Here is a 20,471-nt window from a genome sequence, read left to right as displayed (position 1 = left end):
GATCCTTTGGGTCGTATGTTCAACGGTTTCACCATCAATCTGAGCTTTGGGGAAGTACGATCGTTCATTGCTCAAAGTCCCGTCAAGGGCGGTCTGGGAGGGGGATCTGCGGCTTTTGGTGTTTGTTGCAACTCGCTACGGTGATCTGCGGCGAGTTGCAGCGTAGATACTTCTGAAACCGTAGTAGGCACTTCTGAAACCGTAGTAAGCCGTAGCGAGTTGCTATCAATTGCAAATAGCTGTTTAAGTTGCAAGTGATAGCGGCGTAAAAGTTGCGTGATCACAAGGCTCTGATCCATGCCGCAATCTGCCGTGAGAGATTGCAGAATTGCGGCAGCATCATCAGGCAGAGTAATTTGCTTTCTGACTCCCATTTACAAAGCCATCCCTTTGATAGTGATGTCTTGTGGATTGGGAGCAATCTTGAACCGTCTGTTAGTCGATTGCTCGATCGCGGTTGCCAATGGTGCTGAACCTCCCACTAGCAAAACCTCACCTAAATCTGAGAAGAATCCTGACCACTGCCCCCGCGCTGTAGTGCGAATATCGTCTAGCCATTCAGTAACACAGCTATCGAATTGAGCCTTAAAGCTGACTCCGTTGCGTCCGGTGGCGTACGTTTTTGACTCAATGCCGTCCAGAATCGAGGCAATATCAACGGATTGCCCAGTTGCTTTTAGTAGCCTCGCTTGAATGCTATGTCCTAGCGCGTTCGTTCCTGGGAGAGTGATCGATGCGTCTCGGATCGGCGTTCCATCCGGTGCATAAAGCCGTCCTGAACTGGTTCCGCCTCCGAAATCAATTACGCCATTGATCGCGTCTGTCCACTGATACAAGCCGTTTTTGATGCCATAGCGGTAGGCTGCGGTGGCTTCTTCAATCGCGGTTGCCTTAGAAATCGTGGCAATCAAAGCTTTTCCGTTTCGCTTGTATTCGTGTGTTCCTTCGAGTGCTTTTACTGCGTTGAGTGCTTCTGAATTTCGGGTGTCAGGCACAGCAATCAGTAGATTCTCAATCCGAATAATGTTTGTCCCCGGATTCGGCTCTAACGCGGGGAAAACTAAATCTTTCATCATTGACAACTTGCCCTTGTCGAATGCGGCTTTGCCCTTGAGTGACTTGGCTAGAGAACCGACTGCATAGATACGTTTGTCACGTTCAATGACGATCGTGCCTGCGTTCGGCTCCGGTGCATCTTCAAAGCTCAAGTCGAAGTCACGAACCACAGACGAGACTCTAACAATTTGCCCTCTAGCGTCAATAAATTCGGTGAACCGATTGCCAGGATTGACGCAGACAGTTTCTCGAATTGCTTGATAGTTTCGATTGATTTTTTGTAGTTCAGTCATCGGCATGTGCATGTGTTGCGTTCCTATTGTTAATTGAGTAAGTTTTTTGATTGGGGCATCTACTGCCCCGTTTTGAGATTGAGTGCTAGAACGGACGCAGAACAGCGAAGCTGCAAGCCGATCGCTCAGCTTTCACAAATGAATCGTTTTCCCAATCGGCACTTGCCCGAAGTTTGCAAACTCCGCGATCGTATTCTCGGCAATTCGCGCAAACTCGCTTTAAGGTTCGCGGTTGCATGGCCTTAGAAACGCGAAGCATGTAGAGGTCGATCGCATCAGAGGTCGAAATTGTTGTCATAATGTTGTGAGTGATTGTTCAGAATTGGACAAACAAAAAGCCGCTCTACTGTGCAAGGTGGGAGGGGCTTTTTGTTTAGCGATGTTCGTCAAGGTTCGTGATTGATGGACGATCCGGGGGCACTACTCGCTGATTCAATTCGAGAATGTCTCTCGCATTTCCAGCAGTCAGGATTGCGAAAGCTCCCAGGAATAGCAAGGGAACGATCGCGCTTCTAAGTTTCGTCATAATCATCATTAGTTTGTTTCTTGGGGTCATTTCTGACCCCGTTTCTTTTTGAGTTGGGGGAACACTCGATCAATCTGATCGCTTCGCATTTTGCCGAACAGTCTCGACATGATTCCATAGCATGTGGGCAAGCTCATCTAGAGCGTCAAAGCTGTGAACGTTGGCGGTAATCATGTCGAACATGGTGGAAGCTAGTTCGTGATTTTGTTGTGCCGCTTGAGCTTGTAACGCTTTGATGTCGTTCAGTTGAACGTGGCTGATCCGGTTTTGAAGTTCTGAATCCATAAAATCTCTTAGCTTACTGAACCTTGAAGTCTTGCGGCAAAATCGGGAATGCAGGGTTGGAGGGGAGGCTCGGAAGCTCGAAATAAATTCCGAAGTTGAAATCCAACCAAGGAATCAACGCTTGATCTACGTAAGCTCGAAGCCACTTACCAGCACCAAATACCGCACTACAGAGCAAGCCAAATAAAGAGAAAAGCGCGATCGCGTCCTGCCAAACTCGCTGATAGTCAACTGACATCGAAGCAATTTCGCCATCTTGCACGATGCTGATTCGTTGGCTTGCGTAAGCTCCGAGTGATGCAGTAATCAATAAAGTAAGCATTTGAATGTCTCCTGAAATGTTGTGTTCGCTGGAAGAATCCAACGGATCGGCTTCTCAGTTCAGAAGCGCGATCGTTGAAATCTTTGAAATTTACGCGAGAAGGACTCAGCTTCGCTCCGGTTCGGCTAGGTAGGTGCAAACTCGCTATTCGGTTGTGAACGGTTCAGGAGGATTGCGAGGCTTTTCACTTCGCTTGGATCTTCGATCTGCTGGAGAGTCCTGCCCTCCCGTCTCTTGAAGCGTTATCTCTCGCTCCGACATATTGAATATAACCTGATATACAGATATCGTGTACATGATATACATGATTTATAGTTATCGTTCAATGTGTTTTGCATAGCTTTATCGTATATATATCGTGTACACGATAAATAGAAAAAACGTGTAGGATTTACGAAGTATCGTTTAATGAATAAGGTGCAAATTATGGTTTCCAGCGTGGGACGCAAGAAAAAAGACGCGGATCGCGTCAATTACAACATTTCGAGATCTGTCAGAGCCGCAGTCTTAATAGAAGCGGATAAGTTGGGCTGGAATGAAATTGACACAATCGAAGATCTTTTGCGACATGGACTTGCAGCAAAAGCAATGTTGAAAAGTGGCGACATTAATTACGCAGATTTCGTTAGTCGCATGGACGAAATCATGAAAGAAGCTCAGGCAGATGCACAGAAAGACGATCGTCTTTCTGCCCCAAATAATGATCTGCCTGTCGATGGCAACGAATAGAAAATCCTCTGATGCCCATTGATGGATCAGAGGATCATTTGTTCTTTTATCCGATTGTGACATTTTGTAAAAGCGGCTGAATATCCCTGTATACGGCTATTTCTAGCGTTTTTCTATAGGAATTCATCGGATTTAGGACTGTTTTGATAGAGCGTTTGTATTGGAAAAAGCTGAAATGTCCAGTATGTAAGGCTTTTTTAAGCTTTTTTGGCTTTTCCCAAAATTGATTGTCCTAATTTAGGAAATCAAAATGCGGAATTTTCGAGTTCGGAGTCAGAAATACGACAAGACTCAGGCAAAAAAGTTTTTGGGGGTCAACTTGCCTCTAGAGTTTGCACTGAAAATCGAGCGGGAAGCGGAGCGACGCAACTTGAGCGTTTCGGCTGTGCTTGCGGAACGACTGCTATCTCAACCGGAGCGGGAAGCAGCATGAACGCCGCTTAAAAAACATTAGCCAAAACACTGGCTCCCTAAATTCAAAAATCAATCGCCACGGGTTAAGTCCGCGTGGTCGCGCTCTTAGCTCTCATTTGTCACTGATGAAAGAGCGCTTGGCGAGGAGCGAGGTAAGGAACCCAATTCGCATGTAAATGCCCGTCGCGCTGGATACGCAAACGGGCTTCAAAAATTACAGGCGGTCTAAAAAAATTATGGCACATTGTTCACGACTGACCACCGCGCATCGCGATCATCTGAAAAGCGAAGGCTTTTCAGAGCAGCAAATTGATTGGATGCACAATTGTTTAGGCGTTCAATCAATTACTGAAGCAGAAGCGCGATCGTTCAGTATCGGCACTACTGATCAGCACAATGAGTTTGTGTCCTCCAGTGGTCTGTATTTCCCGTTTGCAAAGGGCTTTGGTCAGATTCGCTGTGACGATCCGCCGATCACAGGAATTAAAGAGGATGGTTCTCCTAAACGCGCAAAATATCTGACCCCTTGCAAAGCTGATGTTATGGCATGGTTGCCTGATGGCGTTCAAGTGGTTACAGAGGGCATGAAAGACGCTCTTGCAGGCTTTCTGCATGGCGAAATTGCGACCGGAGCGCTAGCAGGAGTCAGCCATTACCGTAAAGCTTCAAATCTGAAGCGTGGCGCAGGCTACACGATACTTTTTGATTCAGACGGATGGACAAATCCTGATGTTTTCACTCAGCTATTCAAAGCAGGGAACTATCTGAAGGGCAAAATTCAGCTAGTTCCGCCAATCCCTGACGAGCCGAAAGCCGGACTGTGCGAGTATTTCAAGGCAGGACACACAGCAGCAGATTATCGAAAACTAATTGATTCTGCGCTTTCGCCTAAAGACTTTCTGAAAGAATTGCCTAAACGTTGGGCTGGACTCTTTAAAGACGATCGTGAAAAGTGCGAGACTGCACTACTAAAGTTGTGCGCGATTTACCTTCAGAAACCCGAAATCGCGCCAATAGCCTCGCTGTTGGGAGTGGAAGACGTTGATGAAAAATTAGAGTCTTTAGCGTCCGACCACGCTAGCAAGATCAGAACAGCAATTGCAAAGCGGAAATTCTCAGCAAAAGACTTGCAGGAGCTTACAGGAACTTATTTCTGGAAAGCGCTTACTGACGACGATCCGACATATTCAGTGTTTATCAGATTGTTCCGAATGGGCGATCGATTGCGTTTCAACACACTAAAGAAGCGCGTTGAGTTTGATGGCGAGGTTGTCAAAATCGGCTCTGCCAAAACATGGTTCAGCATCCGTCACAACTTCAGATCCGGAAAAATTGCGAAAGAAGATTTCGCCGATATCCTGCTTGAAGCGGCGGAAATCAATTCGTATTCGCCAATCGTTGAATATTTGGATCAAGTGTCAGCACAGCACAACGCAGACACTTCGATCCTCCAAGGTCTTGCACAGCGCTATTTCGGACAGTCAGACCCGACTCAAAACGCAATGCTGCTACGAACCTTAATCGGAGCGGTTGCACGAGCATATAATCCGGGATGCAAAATGGATACCGCGCTAATTCTTAAAGGAAAGCAAGGCTTTCTAAAATCAAGCTTCTTCCTAGAACTTGCTGGTGGAGACGGCTTTTTCACGGATTCCTTCAAAGACTGCTCAGATAAAGACGATCTACTGAAGCTGCACTCTGTTTGGATTGTCGAGTGGGCAGAGCTTGAAACGATCTTTCGTAAGCGCGATGTCTCTGCAACCAAAGCTTTCTTGACGAGCAAAACCGACTACGTTCGTCCTCCGTATGGGCGAATGACGGATGAGTTAAAGCGTCCGTCTATTATCGTCGGTACAACAAATGAAGATGAGTTTCTTAGCGATAACACCGGAAACCGTCGATTCTGGGTTGTTGAAGTTCTCAAAAAAATTGACATCGATTTACTGCGAAAAGAGCGCGCTCGTATTTGGGCAGCAGCAGTTGCTCTCTATAAAGCAGGTGAACAATGGTGGCTCACAGATCTAGAAGAGACTGCGGCAGCGAAAATTGCGGAATGCTACCAAACTAGCGACGTTTGGACAGAGCCAGTCCTGGACTATGTGGAAGACCGGGATTTTGTGACAACCCCCGAAATTCTCGACAAAGCCTTGCAAGTTGAAATTTCACGCCAAAGCAAATCTGAACAAATGAGGATCGCCGATATTCTGAAAAAAGCAGGTTGGAAGAAGGAGAGTAAACGGGTTGACGGCAAGCAGCTTAAGGGCTGGAGCAAGCCAGATTTGCCCAAAACTCAGCAGGTCGAGCAAAACAATTTGCCAGAATCCGAAGCAGTTGAACTGGAAGCTTCTTGGCAGCCCAAAGAAGGCGATCGAGTTCTTGTACTTGAGCTTGGACAATGGACACCTGCCACCGTCTTAAAGGTTCCTGCCGCTCATGGCAAGCATGAGTATCGAGTGATGGTCGATAACAAGAAAAATCCATACATCTTCCACAACCTGCAATCAATTAGACGGATGGAGGTGGCTGCATGATTTGGCTCACTCAATCTGAGGTTTGCGATCGTGCGAAGCTCTCCGAGTCAACGATCGAGCGTTGGATCAAAGATGGCTATTTAGTCTCTGGCATCCACTATGGAGGAACCGGACGGTTAAGACGTTTTGATCCTGAAATGATCGATATTGCCGTCCGTTTCCAATGTGATCCGGAGGCTCACCAGCAAGCGATCGACGCTAAGAGACGCGCTATCTTTGGCAAAAAACGCGCTTAATCGAAGTCTTGCAACCTGGGTCGCTTCGTTGCGCCATAGTATCGATCTAGCATTGTCCTTGGACTATTCCCGGCATATTGTGCCGCTTCGGCAATGCTTAAATTGCCTGACTCTATTTCATGACTCCAACGAGTGTGACGGGCATTGTAGGGGCTTCGGTACTCAATGCCCAGTCTTTCTAATATTGGTTGCCAGTGGCGTTTACGAAAATTGGCGCGATCGATGCGACCACCTTTGGGGGAAGGAAACACAATCTCTGAATTAGATGACTGTCTCAACTCTTGCAGCAACGCTTGGATCTTGGGGCTAACAGGCACATGGCGAGTTTTTCCCGTCTTTGTGCCTTTAATTTTGCGCGATCGTGGGTTGTATGCTTGCTTGATGAATATTTCCGAGCAGTCCTCATTTATTGCGCTCCAGTCGAGCGCCACGGCTTCACCAATGCGGCATCCAACACCCAACATGAACCGCACAAAGTTTTCATAATGGCTACCCTGAAACGCTTCTAGGATTTTCTTGATTTCATCCAAAGTGAAAGGCTTGGGATGTTCCCTTGGTTCAACATCGACCTTCAAATCAATCCACGGGTTGACATGCACCAATCCTTTCTTAATCGCCCAAACCCATACTGCACGAATGCAGGTGAGATTCATGTTTACGGTTTCGCCGCTTTGTCCGCGCTCTTGCAGGTAGCGCATAAATGAGATCGCTTTCTTCTCAGTGCATTCGTCAGCAGTCATCGACCGCTGAAACCGGGTGAAATGATTGCGAATCGTTGAATAACGCTCGATCGAGCTTGTCTGATCAGTGGAAAATTCCGCCTTGATGTAGCGATCGAGCAAAGCTTCAACCGTGATTGATTCGGGACGATCCAATCCCTGCTTGTATTTGCGAAGTGAATAATCAAAATTCTCGCTAGCGATGTCAAGTTCGATCGTCCTAGCGAGTTTTTCGGCTGCGGTGCGGTTCACCTCATTTTCCGCTCCAGCCGAAAGCGTGTACCTTTTCTGCCTGCGAATCTCATCAAAATACATCCACCGCAAACGGAACCGACCATCGACAACGGAAATTGCAACACTCCCTTTTTTGGATTTTGCCATCTGTTCCCACCTTGATTGACCAAAACGAAACGATCGCTTTTGAGGTGGTAACAGCATGGTTTCCGAGGTGGTAACAGACCTAAAACCCTTGATTTCAGAAGGGTTTAGACCGCATCAAGTGAGCAAAGATCTCAAAAAACTGTTACCACCTGTTACCACCTTTTTTTGACGTGGTAACAGGCTGAAACTCTCACTATAGAAGGGTTTCAGCGATCTGTTACCACCTGTTACCACCAAAACAGCGTTCTTATAGCGCTATTTCCAGACTCTACCTCGATCGCGCCATTTGTTACTGAGGGAGTCATCCCAATTTCAGACCAATTTCAGAATCTCTCTGACGATTTCTGAGGCTTTCAGACGCTACTTATTGAGAATGGAGCAACCACCCAACACTAGGGAATAAGTTCGGAAAACGTTGTTATACCAACGTTTCCAGAATATGGAGCTAAGGGGATTCGAACCCCTGACCCCTTCAATGCCATTGAAGTGCGCTACCAACTGCGCTATAGCCCCCCAAGCTATTATTTATCCTACTGCATTTACTCCGGTAGAGTTGCAAAAACTTGTTCAACAATTTGTTTCGTTTTTTCTTCTAACTGATTCCAATCGACATCGCCTGTTTCATCAATCAAATGGGTATCGATATCAACGGGATGCTCATCCAGCATGGGAGAGCGAAAACAAATTCGGTAGCATAATTCCCACAGATCGACTTTGATTTGGCGATCGTCTTTCTCTAAATGCAGCTCATATCCAGGATATGGTGAAGGCATCTGAGACAATTCGGCTTCAATCTCTGCGGTCTGCTCTGGTGAAGCCGTCTCAAGCTGTTGTCGAAGCTGCAAAACCTGCGCTTTCGTCTCATCTGAAATGTCATCTGCCCAAATTTGCACATCCTGATACGTTCCTCGCCAGGTAGAACTGTCCAACTGCTTGCGAAGATTATCAATCAGGCGGATAAAAGCAGGCTGCATTAGAAGTTCTGCCTGCTGCCAGGTTTCGATCGTTGCAAATTTAGGCTTCATGAGTTCAAAATATCAGCTTGAATTAGTGTAAGCGTCTGTCGGGAGCGAGACTCAAATTGATGAAAATTGTATTCTTTGGAACGCCTCAATTCGCAGTGCCCACGTTGGAAGCATTGCTGAAATCCAACTCGTTTGAGGTCGCGGCTGTCGTGACTCAGCCTGATAAACGGCGGGGGCGGGGAAATGAACTGTCGCCTTCGCCGATTAAAGCGATCGCGCTTTCCCACGAAATTCCCGTCTTACAGCCGAAGAGTATTAAGAAAGATGTAGAGGGATTAGAGTATTTACGATCGCTCAACGCAGATGCCTTTGTCGTCGTTGCATACGGGCAAATTCTGTCGCAGGAAATTCTAGATATGCCGCGATTGGGCTGTGTGAACGTTCATGGCTCGATTTTGCCGAAATATCGCGGAGCCGCCCCGATTCAGTGGTGTTTGTATCACGGAGAGGCAGAAACCGGAATTACAACGATGCTGATGGATGCGGGCATGGATACAGGGGCAATGTTATTGATTGCGAAAACTACGATCGAGCCGTTTGATAGCGCGCATGATTTGGCAGTTCGTCTCAGTACAATTGGCGCTGATTTGCTAGTGGAAACCTTGTTGAAATTTCCGGAAATTACACCGATTCCACAAGACAACGAACAAGCCACTTATGCGCCCTTGATTAAAAAGCCGGATTACGAATTGGATTGGTCAAGAAGTGCGATCGAGCTTCACAATCAGATTCGAGGGTTTTACCCAAATTGCAACACTCAGTTTCGAGGAACTGGGCTGAAAGTAATGCAGACAATTCCGCTTGAAGGAGAGTTTTTGAATGAATTTGAGGAGTTGCGCGCGCTAAAACTTCCGACTGGAACACCCGGAGAAGTCATCGAAATTGTCAAAAATTGGGGAGCCGTGATTCAGACTGGAGCAGGGGCATTACTGCTTAAAGAAGTGCAGCTAGCCGGGAAACGCGCCCAGTCTGGATGGGATTTTGCGAATGGAATGCGGATTACCATCGGTGAAGCACTCTAAGCAAATCTAGAGCGACTCGATCGCGTCCGCAGGCCCTAATAATGAAATGTAAGGTTCACCAAAATACCGACAAGCAATTTCTTGGGCGGCCTCTGCGGAAACCTTCGCGATCGCGTCTTGAAACTGACTGTCGAATTCCACCCCTAAACCTAGCGTTTCATACCAGCCAAAAATTTGCGCCAGTTGCGAATTAGTTTGTTTGCCAAGCGCGTATTGTCCGAGTAATTTGTTTTTGGCGACTTGGATTTCTTCCGCGCTCAGCGGTGCATCACACAGTCGATCGACTTCTGTTTTTAAGCCAGAAAGCGCGATCGCAGTATTGGTGGGTGCAGTGCCCATGTAGGTGACAAAGTACGACGTATCTAATCGAGTCGGATAGAAGGCTGAGACTTCGTAGGCTAATCCTCTTTTTTCTCGCAGTTCCACGAATAGCCGACTGGATAATCCATTGCCCAGATAGGTATTCAGCAATTTCAACGCAGCATAGTCTTCCATCGTTTCGGGCGTAACAGAAGGTGCAAGATAGCCCAGAATGACGATCGATTGCTGTGTATCCTGTGGAACAGCGCTGCGAGTCGGATTAGAAGCGACGATCGGTAAATTCAGATTCGGCAAGGGAACTAAGGGCGCGCGCCAACTGCCGAGAATTTCTTCAACTTGTGAGACTGCTTCTTCGGGTGTAATTCGTCCTGCAATGCTAATTGTCAGATTATCCGGACGAAAATGGGTTTGATAGTAGTGCTGTAAATCTTCGCGCTTTAGATTGGCAACGGTTTCGGCTGAGCCTAAGCCTGAGAGTGCGTAAGGATGATCCCCATACATGGCATGGCGTAAGCGATCGAGTGCCACTGTAAAGGGTTGTTCTTGCTGAGATCGAATTGCTTGTAACGCTAAGCGACGTTCGAGTTCAACTTCTGATTCTGGAAAAGTTGCCGATCGCAGTAGTTCTCCTGCTAATTTCAACATTTCAGGAAAATCAGCAGAAACTGTTTTGATGCTGAGCAAAAAGTAATCTGAAGCCGCATCCGTACTCAGGCTCGCTCCGATCGATTCAACGCGTTCAGCAATTTCTAGAGACGAATGTTTTTCGGTGCCCTTCGTCATCACAGCGGCAACGAGGTGGGAAAGTCCGGCTTGCTCGATCGACTCCCAACGGCTACCCGCTTTGAAGAAAAGCCGCGCTGCAATGATGTCAGCAGACGGATTTTCAGTGACCAGCACGGTGATGCCATTGTCTAAAACCGTGCGATGAATGATGCGATTATGGGGCAAAGCAATAGTTGAAGTCACGATCGTTCTTAAAATTGACGTGTGTTGATTTTAGCAATCGGTCGGGAATCTGCCTTCTCGAATCGATTCGAGACGACTCAAATCAAGTCTGTCTTGATAGACTCGAAGCGCGAATTCGATGAGCAATGCGATCATCAGTCGCCCGGTGTGACAACGATCGCCGCATAGTGATAAGGCGAAAGATATTGGCTGGCTAAATCGCGCAAATCTTCAACCGTAAAGGACTGAATCAAATGCGGATAAGCTGCAGCAGCAGTAATTTCTGCCAGCGAATGGTAGTAGCCATAGAGTCCGGCAAGTTGTCCAGGTGTTTCGATCGAGAACGCATAATCGTTACACAAAAGCCGCTTGGCGCGATCGAGTTCGGCTTGAGAAATGGGAACTGTCATCAATTGCGATAAGCGATCGCAGATCAAGGCTTCTACCCGTTGGAGATCATCGGCATCTAGCCAAGCCGCGATCGTAAACAAACTGGAATCACGCTGGAGCGAGAAACTACAGTCAATTCCCTGAACTAAATGTCGCTCTTCTCGAAGCTCTTGTACCAACCGCGAGGTGCGTCCTGCTCCTAAAACGGCTGAGATCAAGTCGAGTCCACATGCTGCTCTGAGCGGATCTTGCTGATTCGCTTGTTCAAAGCGTTTCCAGGGGAGCGTTTCGTCAACTTGCCCCACCGGAGCCTCCACACCTGGAGCCATCCAAGCCATTAATAATCTTGCTTGTTCTAAGCGAGGCAATTGAATCTCTTCACGGCGAATCGTTGTAATCGGGGGTTCTGCCTCGGCGATGTGAATTCGACATGCGTCTGCCTCTGGGAAGGTGTGAAAGGCTTGCTCGACTTGCTGTTTCACATGGTCTAGTCGAATGTCGCCTGTGACAACGACCGTCATATTTTCAGGCTGATAATGGGTGCGATGGAACGATCGCATTTCTGCTGCGGAGCGTCTCATCAAACTTTCTTCTGTGCCCAAAATCGATCGCCCATACGGATGCCGCTGATACACCAATTCCGCGAGAAATTGAAATGCGATCGCGTCTGGATTGTCATAAGTCTGCAAAATTTCTTCTAAAACGACTTCCCGTTCTCGCTCAAATTCGTCTTCGGGGATCGCAGCATTTAAGAGCAGTTCGCCTAAATACGGCAGAGTGTCGGCAAAGTCTTGTGCCGCAGTCGTCATGTAGAAATGCGCGTAATCATAGCTCGTTGCAGCATTCGTCATGCCGCCCCGTTTCTCGATCGCTTGATCAAATTCGCCCGGTGCAATTTTCTCGGTTCCTTTGAAAATCATATGTTCGAGAAAATGCGCCATGCCTGACCATTCATCCGGTTCTACAATCGAGCCTGCATTCACCCAGACATCGATCGCAGCAATCCCGGTCGCCGGCAAGTCATGATGAATCAGCGTTAACCCATTGTCGAAGCGATGAACAGTCGCAGGCACGAAAAGAGCGTTTTGGGGCGATCGATAAATGTTCAAGGGCTTAATTGAAGAACGAAGGTTTGGGGATCGATTTCTTAAGAAAGCAGATTGTGATCTAGAAAACTGACAAGCCTGCTTCAAATATGAAAAGCTTAAGAATCATGCAACATCTTTGAATAATTCAGGATGAATTTCTTGCGTCAAAGTGCAGAAGATAAATCGTTCAAAAGATAGATCTCAATTAGATCATTCATTGCACAAAACCCATTGCAAAACACAGTTCAGAATATATTTTTGATAAAACGTAACTTTCGGGATATGGGCGTTTAAAAATAAAAACTCCCCTACTAGGTTCTAGTAAGGGATCAAGAAGTAGGATACCGCAACGCCGTCTTACCTCAGTTTTTGACCTGGTTAAAACCAGGTGGGTGTCGAAGTGGCGGATATAAAGTTTCCGGGTACAAGCCCGGTCTACTGCCATCAGCCTTTGTAGACTCCCAGATTCAAAAAACATAGATCATAAAACATTGTTGGCAGTCACCAACGCCGCAGCAAATCCTTCACTTATTCTAGCGGGTCAATCCGAAGTTGGGAAGCAGGGAGATTTTGGATAAAGAGAGGAAATCAGTTTTGGCAGCGATCGCCCATCTAGAGGGATGGAATGTCTTTGCGAGGTTGCAACTTTAGCCCTCTAACCGAGATTAGCCGTTCGCCGATTTGTCAGAGCTTCAAATCGCACTACCAATCCTCTCGCAGAATTGACCAGAGTTTCACATCTTCAAAGACTTCCCCTTTACGCACTCTTTGACGGAGCACGCCTTCTTGCACAAATCCATTATCTTGAAAGAGTTTTCCAGAAGCCGGATTTCTCACCAGATGATAGGCATCAATTCGATTCAGGTTTAAGTTTTCAAATCCAAAGCGAAGTATAGCTTGTAAGGCTTCGCTCATATATCCTTGTTCCCCAAGCGCAACTGCCAGCCAAAACCGCAGTTCTGCCCGAGCATGTTCGAGTTCGATCGAGCCAATTTCGATCACGCCACATAATCCTGGTTCAGCTTTACGCTCAATCGCAAAGGCAAAGGATCGTCCTGCCTCAGCCGCCGCAATTTGTGCTTGGATGTATCGTTCTGCTTCGCCTTCAGGATACGGATGCGGCAGCGAAATCATCATATCGGCAACTTCACGATCGCTTGCTGCAGTCTGGAGCGACGGCGCATCTGCTAGAGATAGAAAGCGAAGACTTAATCGAGGTGTTTCTACGGGAGCGTGAGTTAGCATGAAACGCTTTCAGTTCGATCAACTGCTATGGGCAAATCCTACCACTGAAAAAGCCGAGTGCTCCTTTAATGCCGATACCAAATCTCTTCGATCGTGCTAGCAATCTCTAACGCTTGTTGCCTCAGATCAGTCACATCGTCTAGTAAAACCGTGACATGTCCTAATTTTCGACCTGGGCGCGATTCAGATTTGCCATACCAATGCACAAACGTGTTCGGCAATTGAGCGATCGCGTTGCGTTGTTCTAAATACTCGCTTTCTGCTTGCTCAAATCCGAGCAAATTTACCATCAACGCACCCTGACAATTCAAAGCTGGACTGCCCAAAGGCAAATCGCTCACGGCTCGAAGCTGTTGTTCAAATTGTGAGGTTTCGCAAGCATCGATCGTGTAATGTCCTGAATTGTGAGTTCGAGGTGCAATTTCATTGACGAGAACGCGATCGTCTTTCGTCAGAAATAGCTCAAACCCGTAAATTCCGACGACATCGAGCTTTTCTAGTACTGTTTGAGCAATTCGGTGAATCTCTTGCTGAACACCTTTTGAAACTTCAGCAGGCGCAATCACGCGACGACAGACTTGATTTTCTTGCTGCGTTTCCACGATCGGATAGATTGCAATTTCACCCGAACTTGAGCGAGCCGCCATCACCGCTAATTCGCGATCGAACGGAATAAATTCTTCCAGCACGATCGGCACATTCTGCAATTTCTCGATCGTTGCTTCCCAAGTTGCCGCATCTCGAATGATAAATGTCCCCTGTCCGTCGTAGCCTAACCGACGAGTTTTTAAGACTACCGGAAATTCAACATCTCGCTCACCAAGTAACCAGAAATCAGGAGTCGGGAGATCATAAGTTTTGAGAAATTCCCGCTGCACATATTTATCCAGCAACGGTCGCAATGCAGACAAGCTAGGGCGAAAGGTCACATTCTGAATTTTAGCGAGCGCATTGAGATCGACAAACTCATTCTCAAACGTAATCACATCGACATGCGTGCTTAAAACCTCGGTTGCACTGGCATCATTCACCCGCGCAAACAGCGTTTCTTGTGCTACCGACACGGCTGGATCACTCTCATTTGGGGTTTGCACCACCAATGTTAGATTCAGCTTTCTAGCTGCCTCTGCCATCATCCAAGCTAACTGTCCGCCGCCAATCACACCGACTCGGTTCATACTTGCCTCCTAGGACGGGCAACCGAGCGACTCACGAGTTTCGACCCCAGTTTTTGAGTTCGTTCCTTGAGCCACCTTGCACAATTCTCGAATCTGATAGCGATCGAGAATTGCCCCCGTAAAATCTGCCCCAGTGATATTAACATTCAAGAATTCACTCCGCAGCAACATTGCATCCGTTAAAATCGCATCGCTCAGATTCACCCGCACCATTGGAACTTGATCGACCATTGCCTGTTGCAGATTTGCACCATGCAGATTCGTCTCTGTCATATTCGATGCACTCATCGCAGCCCCGGACAAATCAGCATTCGAGAAATCTGCATCTGTGAGATTGGCATTCGTAAATTCTGCCAATCTCAAGGTCTGACCTGAAAAATCCTGCCCTTTCACATCTGCATTGCTATAAGACAAAGGCGGGCGATATTGCTGGTCGTAGCGTTTTCCTACAATCGGATCAGCACTAGCGCTTGCCATAATCCAAACGCTACAGATGAGAGTCAAGCATACGATCGCGATTCGCCGTCCCATAACTATCTTGCCGATTCAACACCCTTCACTGTAGCGAACTTTCCGCGATCGCAATCGTCACCCCTTGGATCACTTGTTTCGGCACTTTCAAAATTTGCGTTTGCGCAGCACACATTGCTGCGGCTTCTGCCACACTCGGCGTTTGTACAGTCATCGCAACGTGTAAAGACGGATTGGGAACCGCGATCGTACTCAGCCGATCTGCGGAGAAGCATCGTAAGGGCAAAGCGTGATCTCGACAATATTCGACCAGTCCAATTTCATCAGATTTACGATCGAGCGTTGCAATTCCTGCGATCGTCCTATGCTCCAATTGATACAGATCGAGAACTTGATCAATTGCAGTTTGAATGATCAACTTGGTCGCACCTCGACGACAGCCAATCCCAATCCAGAGGCAAAGCGACGACTGTTTCAGGTTAAGCCAATTGTCGAAAAGTTCTTGAGTACGGATTCTCACTGCAGCCAACTTAGTGCAAAATAGAACAAATTAGGGTGCGTTGGGTACGGAAAATGACTTGTCACCAACGTTTTAGGGCAAAAAAGATGCAAGTTTCTAAGCAATCGGCTCTCCCCCTCCTTTTGACTCTAGCAGCAGCAGCACTCACCACCGGATGCGATGATGCTCGCGATGCGGTTCGTGCTTCTACTCCAGAACTTTCCACCGATCTCTCGCTTGGTGATCCTGCTTATTACGTCAATTTAGGACACGAACTGCAATCGAGTCGCAAATACGAAGAAGCGATCGCGGTCTATCGCAAAGCGATCGTGCTCGACATGGAAAACTCTGAAGCCTATAACGGTCTGGGACAAGCACTGATCGAACAACGTCGAATTGCAGAGGCGATCGCCGCCTATCGCCGCTCGATTGAAATTAATCCACAAAATGCCTCTGCCTATGCCGGATTGGGCAATGCTCTAGCCGATCGCAGACGCAACGAGGAAGCGATCGCAGCTTATCGCCGTTCGATTGAGGCGAATCCGAAGCAGATGATGGCTTATGCAGGATTGGGAAATGTGCTGGCAGAACAGAAGAAAATCCCAGAAGCGATCGCGCAGTACGAACAAGCCTTAAAAGCACCCGAGCAAACCGAGAAAGCACAAGCGATCGCGTATGTCGGATTGGCACGAGCCTTGCAGACTCAAAATCGCACAGAAGAAGCGATTAATCTCTATCGCAAAGCGGCTCAAGTTGCGCCGGACTATGCGTGGGCACATATTTTCCTCGGTCATGCTTTGGCAAATCAGAATCAGTTCGATGCCGCGATCGCAGCTTACCAACAAGTGCTCAATCAGCCCAGTGAGCGCAAAGGCAATCTCGGCAATACCCATGCCATTGCACTGAATGGATTGGGTTCTGCTTTGCAGCGACAAGGAAAACTCAAAGAAGCGATCGCGGAGTATGAAAAAGCAGTCGATACAGATCTCAACTACGAAGCCGCACAGAACAATTTGAACCGCGCCAAACAGCGCCTCGCTCAAGAAGTTTCCAAAACAACTTCGGCTCGGAGTTAACTCGCCGCATAATGGCAGAGATGACTTAATTCCGATGCCTTATGCGAACTCTGGCTGAAATCAACGAGAAAATTCAACGCGGAAGTGCGATCGTACGAACTGCCGAAGAGGTGAAAGCTCAAGTAGCAGAAATCGGAGTCGCTGCAACCGCAAAGCTCGTTGATGTCGTGACGACAGGCACGTTCGAGCCAATGGAGTCTTCGGGGGCAGTGTTGAACTTAGGACAAACTGATCCCCCGATCAAAATTCGCCAGTGTTGGGTCGATGGAGTGCCCGCATATGCAGGATTTGGCGCAGTCGATTTGTATTTGGGAGCGTCGCAGGTTGTAGAGTATCCGGGCGGATCAGAGCCGTTAGATCATGACGATCGAGAATCCCCAGATGCCAGACAGCGACAGCGCGGTGGAGGGCATGTGATCGAGGATCTGATTGCCGGACGATCGGTAACGTTGCGAGCACTCGGACAGGTGACTGACTGCTATCCGCGATCGTCTTTTGAAACCAGCATTACGCGGGACACGATTAATCAATTCTATTTATTCAATCCTCGGAATCTGTACCAGAACTTTATCGTGGGCGTGAATGGGGGCGATCGCCCTTTATTTACATATCTAGGCGCGCTACAGCCCCAATTGGGCAATGCTGTTTTCTCAAATCCGGGTGCAATTTCGCCGCTGTTGAACGATCCAGATTTGCAATTGATTGGCATTGGGTCACGAATTTTTTTAGGTGGGGGAATCGGCTATGTCGCTTGGGAAGGAACACAGCATTTTCCACTTCAGAAACGCTTACCCAATCGAACGCCGATCGGACCCGCTTCGACGCTTGCATTAATTGGCGATGCAAAACAGATGGATGCACGCTGGGTGCGGGGATGTTATTTTCGCGGCTATGGAGCTTCGTTGATGCTTGGGGTGGGAATTCCGTTGCCTGTGCTGAGCGAAGAGGTAATTGCACATTGTGCGGTGCAAGATCAAGATTTAGTTGCCCCGATCGTTGATTTTTCGATTCCGCGCCGAGTCCGTCCCACCTTTGGACTCGTGAACTATGCCCAGTTAAAGTCTGGGAAATTAACGATCGATGGCAAAGTCGTGCGAGTCGCACCGCTAGCAAGCCTTTATCTGTCCCGCCAAGTTGCAATCGAGTTAAAACGCTGGATTGAGGCAGGCACTTTCACACTAACTGAAGCTGTTGCCGCCATTCCCAACGATCGCGCATTTATTCCCCAAGATATGCGAGGGATGTAAATCCGTTTGGTGACAAATTTTGAATGGGTTGACCTGAGGAGAGGCAGGAGCGTTACACTGCGATGGAGTTTGACTAGGTAATTAAAGATATGGATACGAAAGCCGCAGTTGCCTACAAAGCCGGAGAGCCTCTCAAGATCGAAACGGTGCAGTTAGAAGCCCCAAAAGCGGGAGAAGTTTTAGTCGAAATCAAAGCGACTGGGGTCTGTCATACCGATGCTTATACGCTGTCTGGCGCTGACCCTGAAGGCTTGTTCCCAGCCATTTTGGGACATGAAGGCGCAGGCATTGTGGTGGAAGTGGGAGCCGACGTAAAGAGTGTTAAGCCTGGAGATCATGTGATTCCGCTTTACACGCCAGAATGTCGCAATTGTGAGTACTGTCTCAGCGGCAAGACAAATCTTTGTCAAGCGATTCGATCGACACAAGGAAAAGGGGTGATGCCCGATGGCACTAGCCGATTCTCGATCGGGGGAGAGCCGATTCTGCATTACATGGGCACTTCGACCTTCTCAAATTACACCGTTCTGCCAGAAATTGCAGTCGCTAAAATTCGCGAAGATGCTCCGTTCGAGAAAGTCTGCTTAATCGGCTGCGGTGTGACCACTGGAATTGGAGCCGTGATCAATACTGCCAAAGTCGAACCCGGTGCAAATGTGGTGGTTTTTGGCTTAGGTGGGATTGGGCTGAATGTGATTCAAGCAGCTCGTATGGTCGGTGCAAACATGATTGTGGGAGTCGATCTCAATCCGAGCAAGCGGGCTTTAGCCGAGAAATTAGGCATGACTCACTTCGTCAATCCCAGCGAAGTAGAAGGCGATATCGTTCCGTATTTAGTAGACCTGACGAAAGGTGGAGCAGACTACTCCTTCGAGTGTATTGGCAATCCCAAAGTCATGCGACAAGCGTTGGAATGCTGCCATAAAGGTTGGGGAGTCAGTGTGATTATTGGAGTCGCTGGTGCAGGGCAAGAAATTAGTACTCGCCCCTTTCAACTCGTTACTGGGCGGGTTTGGAAAGGCACAGCATTTGGTGGGGCAAAAGGTCGCACGGATGTGCCGAAGATTGTCGATTGGTATATGGATGGCAAAATTAACATTGATGATTTGGTATCGAAAATTTTACCGATCGACGATATCAATCAAGCCTTTGATCTGATGCATCGAGGCGAAGTCATTCGCTCAGTCGTAACGTTCTAAAATTTCAATGGATTTAGTTAGTCAAACCAAATGCTTCGGAGGCTCGATCGAGGTTTATTCTCATGCCTCGATCGCTTGTCAGTCTCCGATGAAATTCTCGATCTATTTGCCGCCCCAAGCAAAAGCGCGATCGCTGCCAGTGTTGTACTTTCTCTCTGGCTTAACCTGCACCGAAGAGAATTTCATGGCAAAAGCAGGCGCACAACAGTTTGCCGCAAAGTATGGGCTGATCTTAGTCGCGCCAGATACTAGCCCCCGCAACACCGGAATTGCGGGGGAAGATGAGGATTGGGACTTTGGAACTGGCGCAGGATTCTATGTCGATGCAACGGCTGAACCTTGGAGCCAGCACTATCGCATGTATAGCTATATCGTCGATGAACTCCCAGAGTTAATTGGTGAAAACTTTCCAGTCTTACGCGATCGACAAAGCATCACCGGACATTCAATGGGCGGACATGGTGCATTAATCTGCGCCTTGCGAAATCCCGATCGCTATCGATCGGTTTCTGCATTTGCGCCGATTTGTGCCCCGATACAATGTCAGTGGGGACAGAAAGCATTCTCAAATTACTTAGGAGCAAATCAGAACGACTGGCGATCGTATGATGCGAGTGAGCTAGTTCGAGTCGGACAATTTCCCGGATCGATTCTCATCGACCAAGGCAGCGAAGACAAATTCCTCGCGAATCAGCTTTTGCCAACCGTATTTCAGCAAGCCTGTGCAGACGTTGGACAATCATTAAATCTGAGAATTCAACCCGGCTACGATCACAGCTACTATTTCATTGCTTCCTTCATTGAAGATCACATTCGCTTTCATGCAGAAATGCTTTGACGGATCGGAATTTCAATCCAAAATTCAGTTCCCTGCCCCGGTTCAGAATGACAGTTTAGATTGCCCTGATGGTCTCGCACGACCACTTCATGACTGATCGCTAATCCCATGCCTGTTCCTTTTCCGATCGGTTTCGTTGTAAAAAACGGATCAAAGATACGCAGCTGAGTTTGGGCTGAAATTCCGCATCCATTATCTGCGATCGAAATGAGCACGCGATCGTCATGAACTTGTTTTGTGCGGATACGAATTGTGGGATTCTCAACCGTTTCAAGCGCATCGATCGCATTACTTAGCAGATTCATTGAGGTGGAACCAAAAAGCTGGACAGGTGAATAAGCTACCCCCCCTCAACCTCATGGTAAGAGTAGATTATGAGCCAAAACAAACGCAAACAACACAGTGCCCAATTCAAAGCCAAAGTCGCACTTG

24 protein-coding genes, 1 tRNA gene and 1 other RNA gene are annotated in these 20,471 nt (G+C 47.8%); 9 read left to right on the top strand and 17 right to left on the bottom strand.

Annotation, left to right across the window (positions count from 1 at the left end):
* Positions 1–71: 71 nt before the first annotated feature.
* The 6 genes from J0L70_RS28800 to J0L70_RS28775 form a co-directional block, all read right to left on the bottom strand.
* Complete coding sequence (locus J0L70_RS28800) at positions 72–374, bottom strand: ribbon-helix-helix domain-containing protein (RefSeq protein ID WP_287456833.1); 303 nt, start codon at positions 372–374, stop codon at positions 72–74.
* Complete coding sequence (locus tag J0L70_RS28795; protein WP_287456832.1) at positions 375–1,349, bottom strand: ParM/StbA family protein; 975 nt, start codon at positions 1,347–1,349, stop codon at positions 375–377. It lies immediately after the preceding gene.
* An 85-nt stretch (positions 1,350–1,434) separates the two neighbouring features.
* Positions 1,435–1,647: a hypothetical protein gene (locus J0L70_RS28790; RefSeq protein ID WP_287456831.1), complete on the bottom strand. Its 213-nt coding sequence runs from the start codon at positions 1,645–1,647 to the stop codon at positions 1,435–1,437.
* A gap of 75 nt (positions 1,648–1,722) precedes the next feature.
* A complete protein-coding gene (locus J0L70_RS28785) occupies positions 1,723–1,884 on the bottom strand; it encodes a hypothetical protein (protein WP_287456830.1) in 162 nt (53 codons plus the stop codon).
* Positions 1,885–1,944: 60 nt separating this feature from the next.
* Positions 1,945–2,160 carry a hypothetical protein gene (locus J0L70_RS28780; protein ID WP_287456829.1) on the bottom strand — a complete coding sequence of 72 codons (216 nt, stop codon included), beginning with the start codon at positions 2,158–2,160 and terminating at the stop codon, positions 1,945–1,947.
* Between the two features lie 13 nt (positions 2,161–2,173).
* On the bottom strand, positions 2,174–2,482 hold the full coding sequence (locus tag J0L70_RS28775; RefSeq protein WP_287456828.1) for a hypothetical protein: 309 nt from the start codon (positions 2,480–2,482) through the stop codon (positions 2,174–2,176).
* A gap of 426 nt (positions 2,483–2,908) precedes the next feature.
* Between J0L70_RS28775 and J0L70_RS28770 the strand changes: the two genes are divergently transcribed.
* From J0L70_RS28770 to J0L70_RS28755, 4 genes are all read left to right on the top strand, one after another.
* On the top strand, positions 2,909–3,211 hold the full coding sequence (locus tag J0L70_RS28770) for a hypothetical protein (protein ID WP_287456827.1): 303 nt from the start codon (positions 2,909–2,911) through the stop codon (positions 3,209–3,211).
* A 250-nt stretch (positions 3,212–3,461) separates the two neighbouring features.
* A complete protein-coding gene (locus J0L70_RS28765; protein ID WP_287456826.1) occupies positions 3,462–3,644 on the top strand; it encodes a hypothetical protein in 183 nt (60 codons plus the stop codon).
* A 217-nt stretch (positions 3,645–3,861) separates the two neighbouring features.
* Positions 3,862–6,156 (top strand): virulence-associated E family protein, encoded by a 2,295-nt coding sequence (locus tag J0L70_RS28760; RefSeq protein ID WP_287456825.1) that lies wholly within the window; start codon positions 3,862–3,864, stop codon positions 6,154–6,156.
* A complete protein-coding gene (locus J0L70_RS28755; RefSeq protein ID WP_287456824.1) occupies positions 6,153–6,392 on the top strand; it encodes a helix-turn-helix transcriptional regulator in 240 nt (79 codons plus the stop codon). Before J0L70_RS28760 ends, J0L70_RS28755 begins: the two co-directional genes overlap by 4 nt.
* Here the strand turns inward: J0L70_RS28755 and J0L70_RS28750 are convergent.
* The 3 genes from J0L70_RS28750 to J0L70_RS28740 form a co-directional block, all read right to left on the bottom strand.
* Positions 6,389–7,492 (bottom strand): tyrosine-type recombinase/integrase, encoded by a 1,104-nt coding sequence (locus J0L70_RS28750; RefSeq protein WP_287456823.1) that lies wholly within the window; start codon positions 7,490–7,492, stop codon positions 6,389–6,391. The genes J0L70_RS28755 and J0L70_RS28750 overlap by 4 nt on opposite strands.
* Before the next feature lie 440 nt (positions 7,493–7,932).
* A tRNA-Ala gene (locus tag J0L70_RS28745) sits at positions 7,933–8,005 on the bottom strand.
* A 26-nt stretch (positions 8,006–8,031) separates the two neighbouring features.
* The gene (locus tag J0L70_RS28740) at positions 8,032–8,517 is read right to left on the bottom strand and encodes a hypothetical protein (protein ID WP_190653355.1); all 486 of its coding nucleotides are present in this window, start codon (positions 8,515–8,517) and stop codon (positions 8,032–8,034) included.
* Between the two features lie 59 nt (positions 8,518–8,576).
* Between J0L70_RS28740 and fmt the strand changes: the two genes are divergently transcribed.
* On the top strand, positions 8,577–9,539 hold the full coding sequence (fmt, locus tag J0L70_RS28735) for a methionyl-tRNA formyltransferase (RefSeq protein ID WP_287456822.1): 963 nt from the start codon (positions 8,577–8,579) through the stop codon (positions 9,537–9,539).
* A 6-nt stretch (positions 9,540–9,545) separates the two neighbouring features.
* Here the strand turns inward: fmt and J0L70_RS28730 are convergent, their stop codons facing one another.
* From J0L70_RS28730 to J0L70_RS28700, 7 genes are all read right to left on the bottom strand, one after another.
* The gene (locus J0L70_RS28730; protein WP_287456821.1) at positions 9,546–10,829 is read right to left on the bottom strand and encodes a M16 family metallopeptidase; all 1,284 of its coding nucleotides are present in this window, start codon (positions 10,827–10,829) and stop codon (positions 9,546–9,548) included.
* Positions 10,830–10,963: 134 nt separating this feature from the next.
* On the bottom strand, positions 10,964–12,271 hold the full coding sequence (locus tag J0L70_RS28725) for a M16 family metallopeptidase (protein ID WP_287456820.1): 1,308 nt from the start codon (positions 12,269–12,271) through the stop codon (positions 10,964–10,966).
* A gap of 352 nt (positions 12,272–12,623) precedes the next feature.
* Positions 12,624–12,808, bottom strand: a non-coding RNA gene (gene ssrS / locus J0L70_RS28720) — 6S RNA.
* A gap of 180 nt (positions 12,809–12,988) precedes the next feature.
* On the bottom strand, positions 12,989–13,531 hold the full coding sequence (locus J0L70_RS28715) for a GNAT family N-acetyltransferase (RefSeq protein ID WP_287456819.1): 543 nt from the start codon (positions 13,529–13,531) through the stop codon (positions 12,989–12,991).
* A 65-nt stretch (positions 13,532–13,596) separates the two neighbouring features.
* The gene (locus J0L70_RS28710) at positions 13,597–14,709 is read right to left on the bottom strand and encodes a 5-(carboxyamino)imidazole ribonucleotide synthase (RefSeq protein ID WP_287456817.1); all 1,113 of its coding nucleotides are present in this window, start codon (positions 14,707–14,709) and stop codon (positions 13,597–13,599) included.
* A 9-nt stretch (positions 14,710–14,718) separates the two neighbouring features.
* Entirely contained in the window at positions 14,719–15,240 is a 522-nt protein-coding gene (locus J0L70_RS28705) for a pentapeptide repeat-containing protein (RefSeq protein ID WP_190653360.1), read from the bottom strand.
* A 25-nt stretch (positions 15,241–15,265) separates the two neighbouring features.
* On the bottom strand, positions 15,266–15,700 hold the full coding sequence (locus J0L70_RS28700) for a cobalamin biosynthesis protein (RefSeq protein ID WP_287456816.1): 435 nt from the start codon (positions 15,698–15,700) through the stop codon (positions 15,266–15,268).
* Positions 15,701–15,786: 86 nt separating this feature from the next.
* Here J0L70_RS28700 and J0L70_RS28695 point away from each other — a divergent pair, with 86 nt between their 5' ends.
* The 4 genes from J0L70_RS28695 to fghA all read left to right on the top strand — a co-directional run bounded on the left by J0L70_RS28695 (position 15,787) and on the right by fghA (position 20,039).
* Positions 15,787–16,755, top strand: a complete 969-nt coding sequence (locus J0L70_RS28695; RefSeq protein ID WP_287456815.1) for a tetratricopeptide repeat protein — start codon at positions 15,787–15,789, stop codon at positions 16,753–16,755.
* 41 nt (positions 16,756–16,796) lie between these two features.
* On the top strand, positions 16,797–18,002 hold the full coding sequence (locus J0L70_RS28690; protein WP_287456814.1) for a homocysteine biosynthesis protein: 1,206 nt from the start codon (positions 16,797–16,799) through the stop codon (positions 18,000–18,002).
* 89 nt (positions 18,003–18,091) lie between these two features.
* A complete protein-coding gene (locus J0L70_RS28685; protein ID WP_017287513.1) occupies positions 18,092–19,201 on the top strand; it encodes an S-(hydroxymethyl)glutathione dehydrogenase/class III alcohol dehydrogenase in 1,110 nt (369 codons plus the stop codon).
* 7 nt (positions 19,202–19,208) lie between these two features.
* Positions 19,209–20,039, top strand: a complete 831-nt coding sequence (gene fghA / locus J0L70_RS28680; protein ID WP_287456813.1) for an S-formylglutathione hydrolase — start codon at positions 19,209–19,211, stop codon at positions 20,037–20,039.
* Here fghA and J0L70_RS28675 read toward each other — a convergent pair.
* On the bottom strand, positions 20,021–20,344 hold the full coding sequence (locus tag J0L70_RS28675) for a sensor histidine kinase (RefSeq protein WP_287456812.1): 324 nt from the start codon (positions 20,342–20,344) through the stop codon (positions 20,021–20,023). The two genes, fghA and J0L70_RS28675, sit on opposite strands and share 19 nt — an antisense overlap.
* Positions 20,345–20,471: the final 127 nt, after the last annotated feature.

Origin of the sequence: Leptolyngbya sp. UWPOB_LEPTO1 (assembly GCF_017302695.1) — a bacterium.
Lineage (GTDB): Bacteria > Cyanobacteriota > Cyanobacteriia > Leptolyngbyales > Leptolyngbyaceae > Leptolyngbya > Leptolyngbya boryana.
Note: the sequence above shows the minus strand (reverse complement) of the source record. Positions and strands in the feature narration are given on the sequence as shown.

Coding starts and splice junctions, on each gene's coding strand:
- J0L70_RS28690 (WP_287456814.1), top strand. CDS start 16,797: ATGCGAACTCTGGCTGAAATCAACGAGAAAATTCAACGCGGAAGTGCG.
- J0L70_RS28765 (WP_287456826.1), top strand. CDS start 3,462: ATGCGGAATTTTCGAGTTCGGAGTCAGAAATACGACAAGACTCAGGCA.
- J0L70_RS28780 (WP_287456829.1), bottom strand. CDS start 2,160: ATGGATTCAGAACTTCAAAACCGGATCAGCCACGTTCAACTGAACGAC.
- J0L70_RS28710 (WP_287456817.1), bottom strand. CDS start 14,709: ATGAACCGAGTCGGTGTGATTGGCGGCGGACAGTTAGCTTGGATGATG.
- J0L70_RS28790 (WP_287456831.1), bottom strand. CDS start 1,647: ATGACAACAATTTCGACCTCTGATGCGATCGACCTCTACATGCTTCGC.
- J0L70_RS28770 (WP_287456827.1), top strand. CDS start 2,909: ATGGTTTCCAGCGTGGGACGCAAGAAAAAAGACGCGGATCGCGTCAAT.
- J0L70_RS28715 (WP_287456819.1), bottom strand. CDS start 13,531: ATGCTAACTCACGCTCCCGTAGAAACACCTCGATTAAGTCTTCGCTTT.
- J0L70_RS28685 (WP_017287513.1), top strand. CDS start 18,092: ATGGATACGAAAGCCGCAGTTGCCTACAAAGCCGGAGAGCCTCTCAAG.
- J0L70_RS28740 (WP_190653355.1), bottom strand. CDS start 8,517: ATGAAGCCTAAATTTGCAACGATCGAAACCTGGCAGCAGGCAGAACTT.
- J0L70_RS28785 (WP_287456830.1), bottom strand. CDS start 1,884: ATGATGATTATGACGAAACTTAGAAGCGCGATCGTTCCCTTGCTATTC.
- J0L70_RS28795 (WP_287456832.1), bottom strand. CDS start 1,349: ATGACTGAACTACAAAAAATCAATCGAAACTATCAAGCAATTCGAGAA.
- J0L70_RS28755 (WP_287456824.1), top strand. CDS start 6,153: ATGATTTGGCTCACTCAATCTGAGGTTTGCGATCGTGCGAAGCTCTCC.
- J0L70_RS28695 (WP_287456815.1), top strand. CDS start 15,787: ATGCAAGTTTCTAAGCAATCGGCTCTCCCCCTCCTTTTGACTCTAGCA.
- J0L70_RS28800 (WP_287456833.1), bottom strand. CDS start 374: ATGGGAGTCAGAAAGCAAATTACTCTGCCTGATGATGCTGCCGCAATT.
- J0L70_RS28760 (WP_287456825.1), top strand. CDS start 3,862: ATGGCACATTGTTCACGACTGACCACCGCGCATCGCGATCATCTGAAA.
- J0L70_RS28705 (WP_190653360.1), bottom strand. CDS start 15,240: ATGGGACGGCGAATCGCGATCGTATGCTTGACTCTCATCTGTAGCGTT.
- J0L70_RS28750 (WP_287456823.1), bottom strand. CDS start 7,492: ATGGCAAAATCCAAAAAAGGGAGTGTTGCAATTTCCGTTGTCGATGGT.
- fghA (WP_287456813.1), top strand. CDS start 19,209: ATGGATTTAGTTAGTCAAACCAAATGCTTCGGAGGCTCGATCGAGGTT.
- J0L70_RS28775 (WP_287456828.1), bottom strand. CDS start 2,482: ATGCTTACTTTATTGATTACTGCATCACTCGGAGCTTACGCAAGCCAA.
- fmt (WP_287456822.1), top strand. CDS start 8,577: ATGAAAATTGTATTCTTTGGAACGCCTCAATTCGCAGTGCCCACGTTG.
- J0L70_RS28675 (WP_287456812.1), bottom strand. CDS start 20,344: ATGAATCTGCTAAGTAATGCGATCGATGCGCTTGAAACGGTTGAGAAT.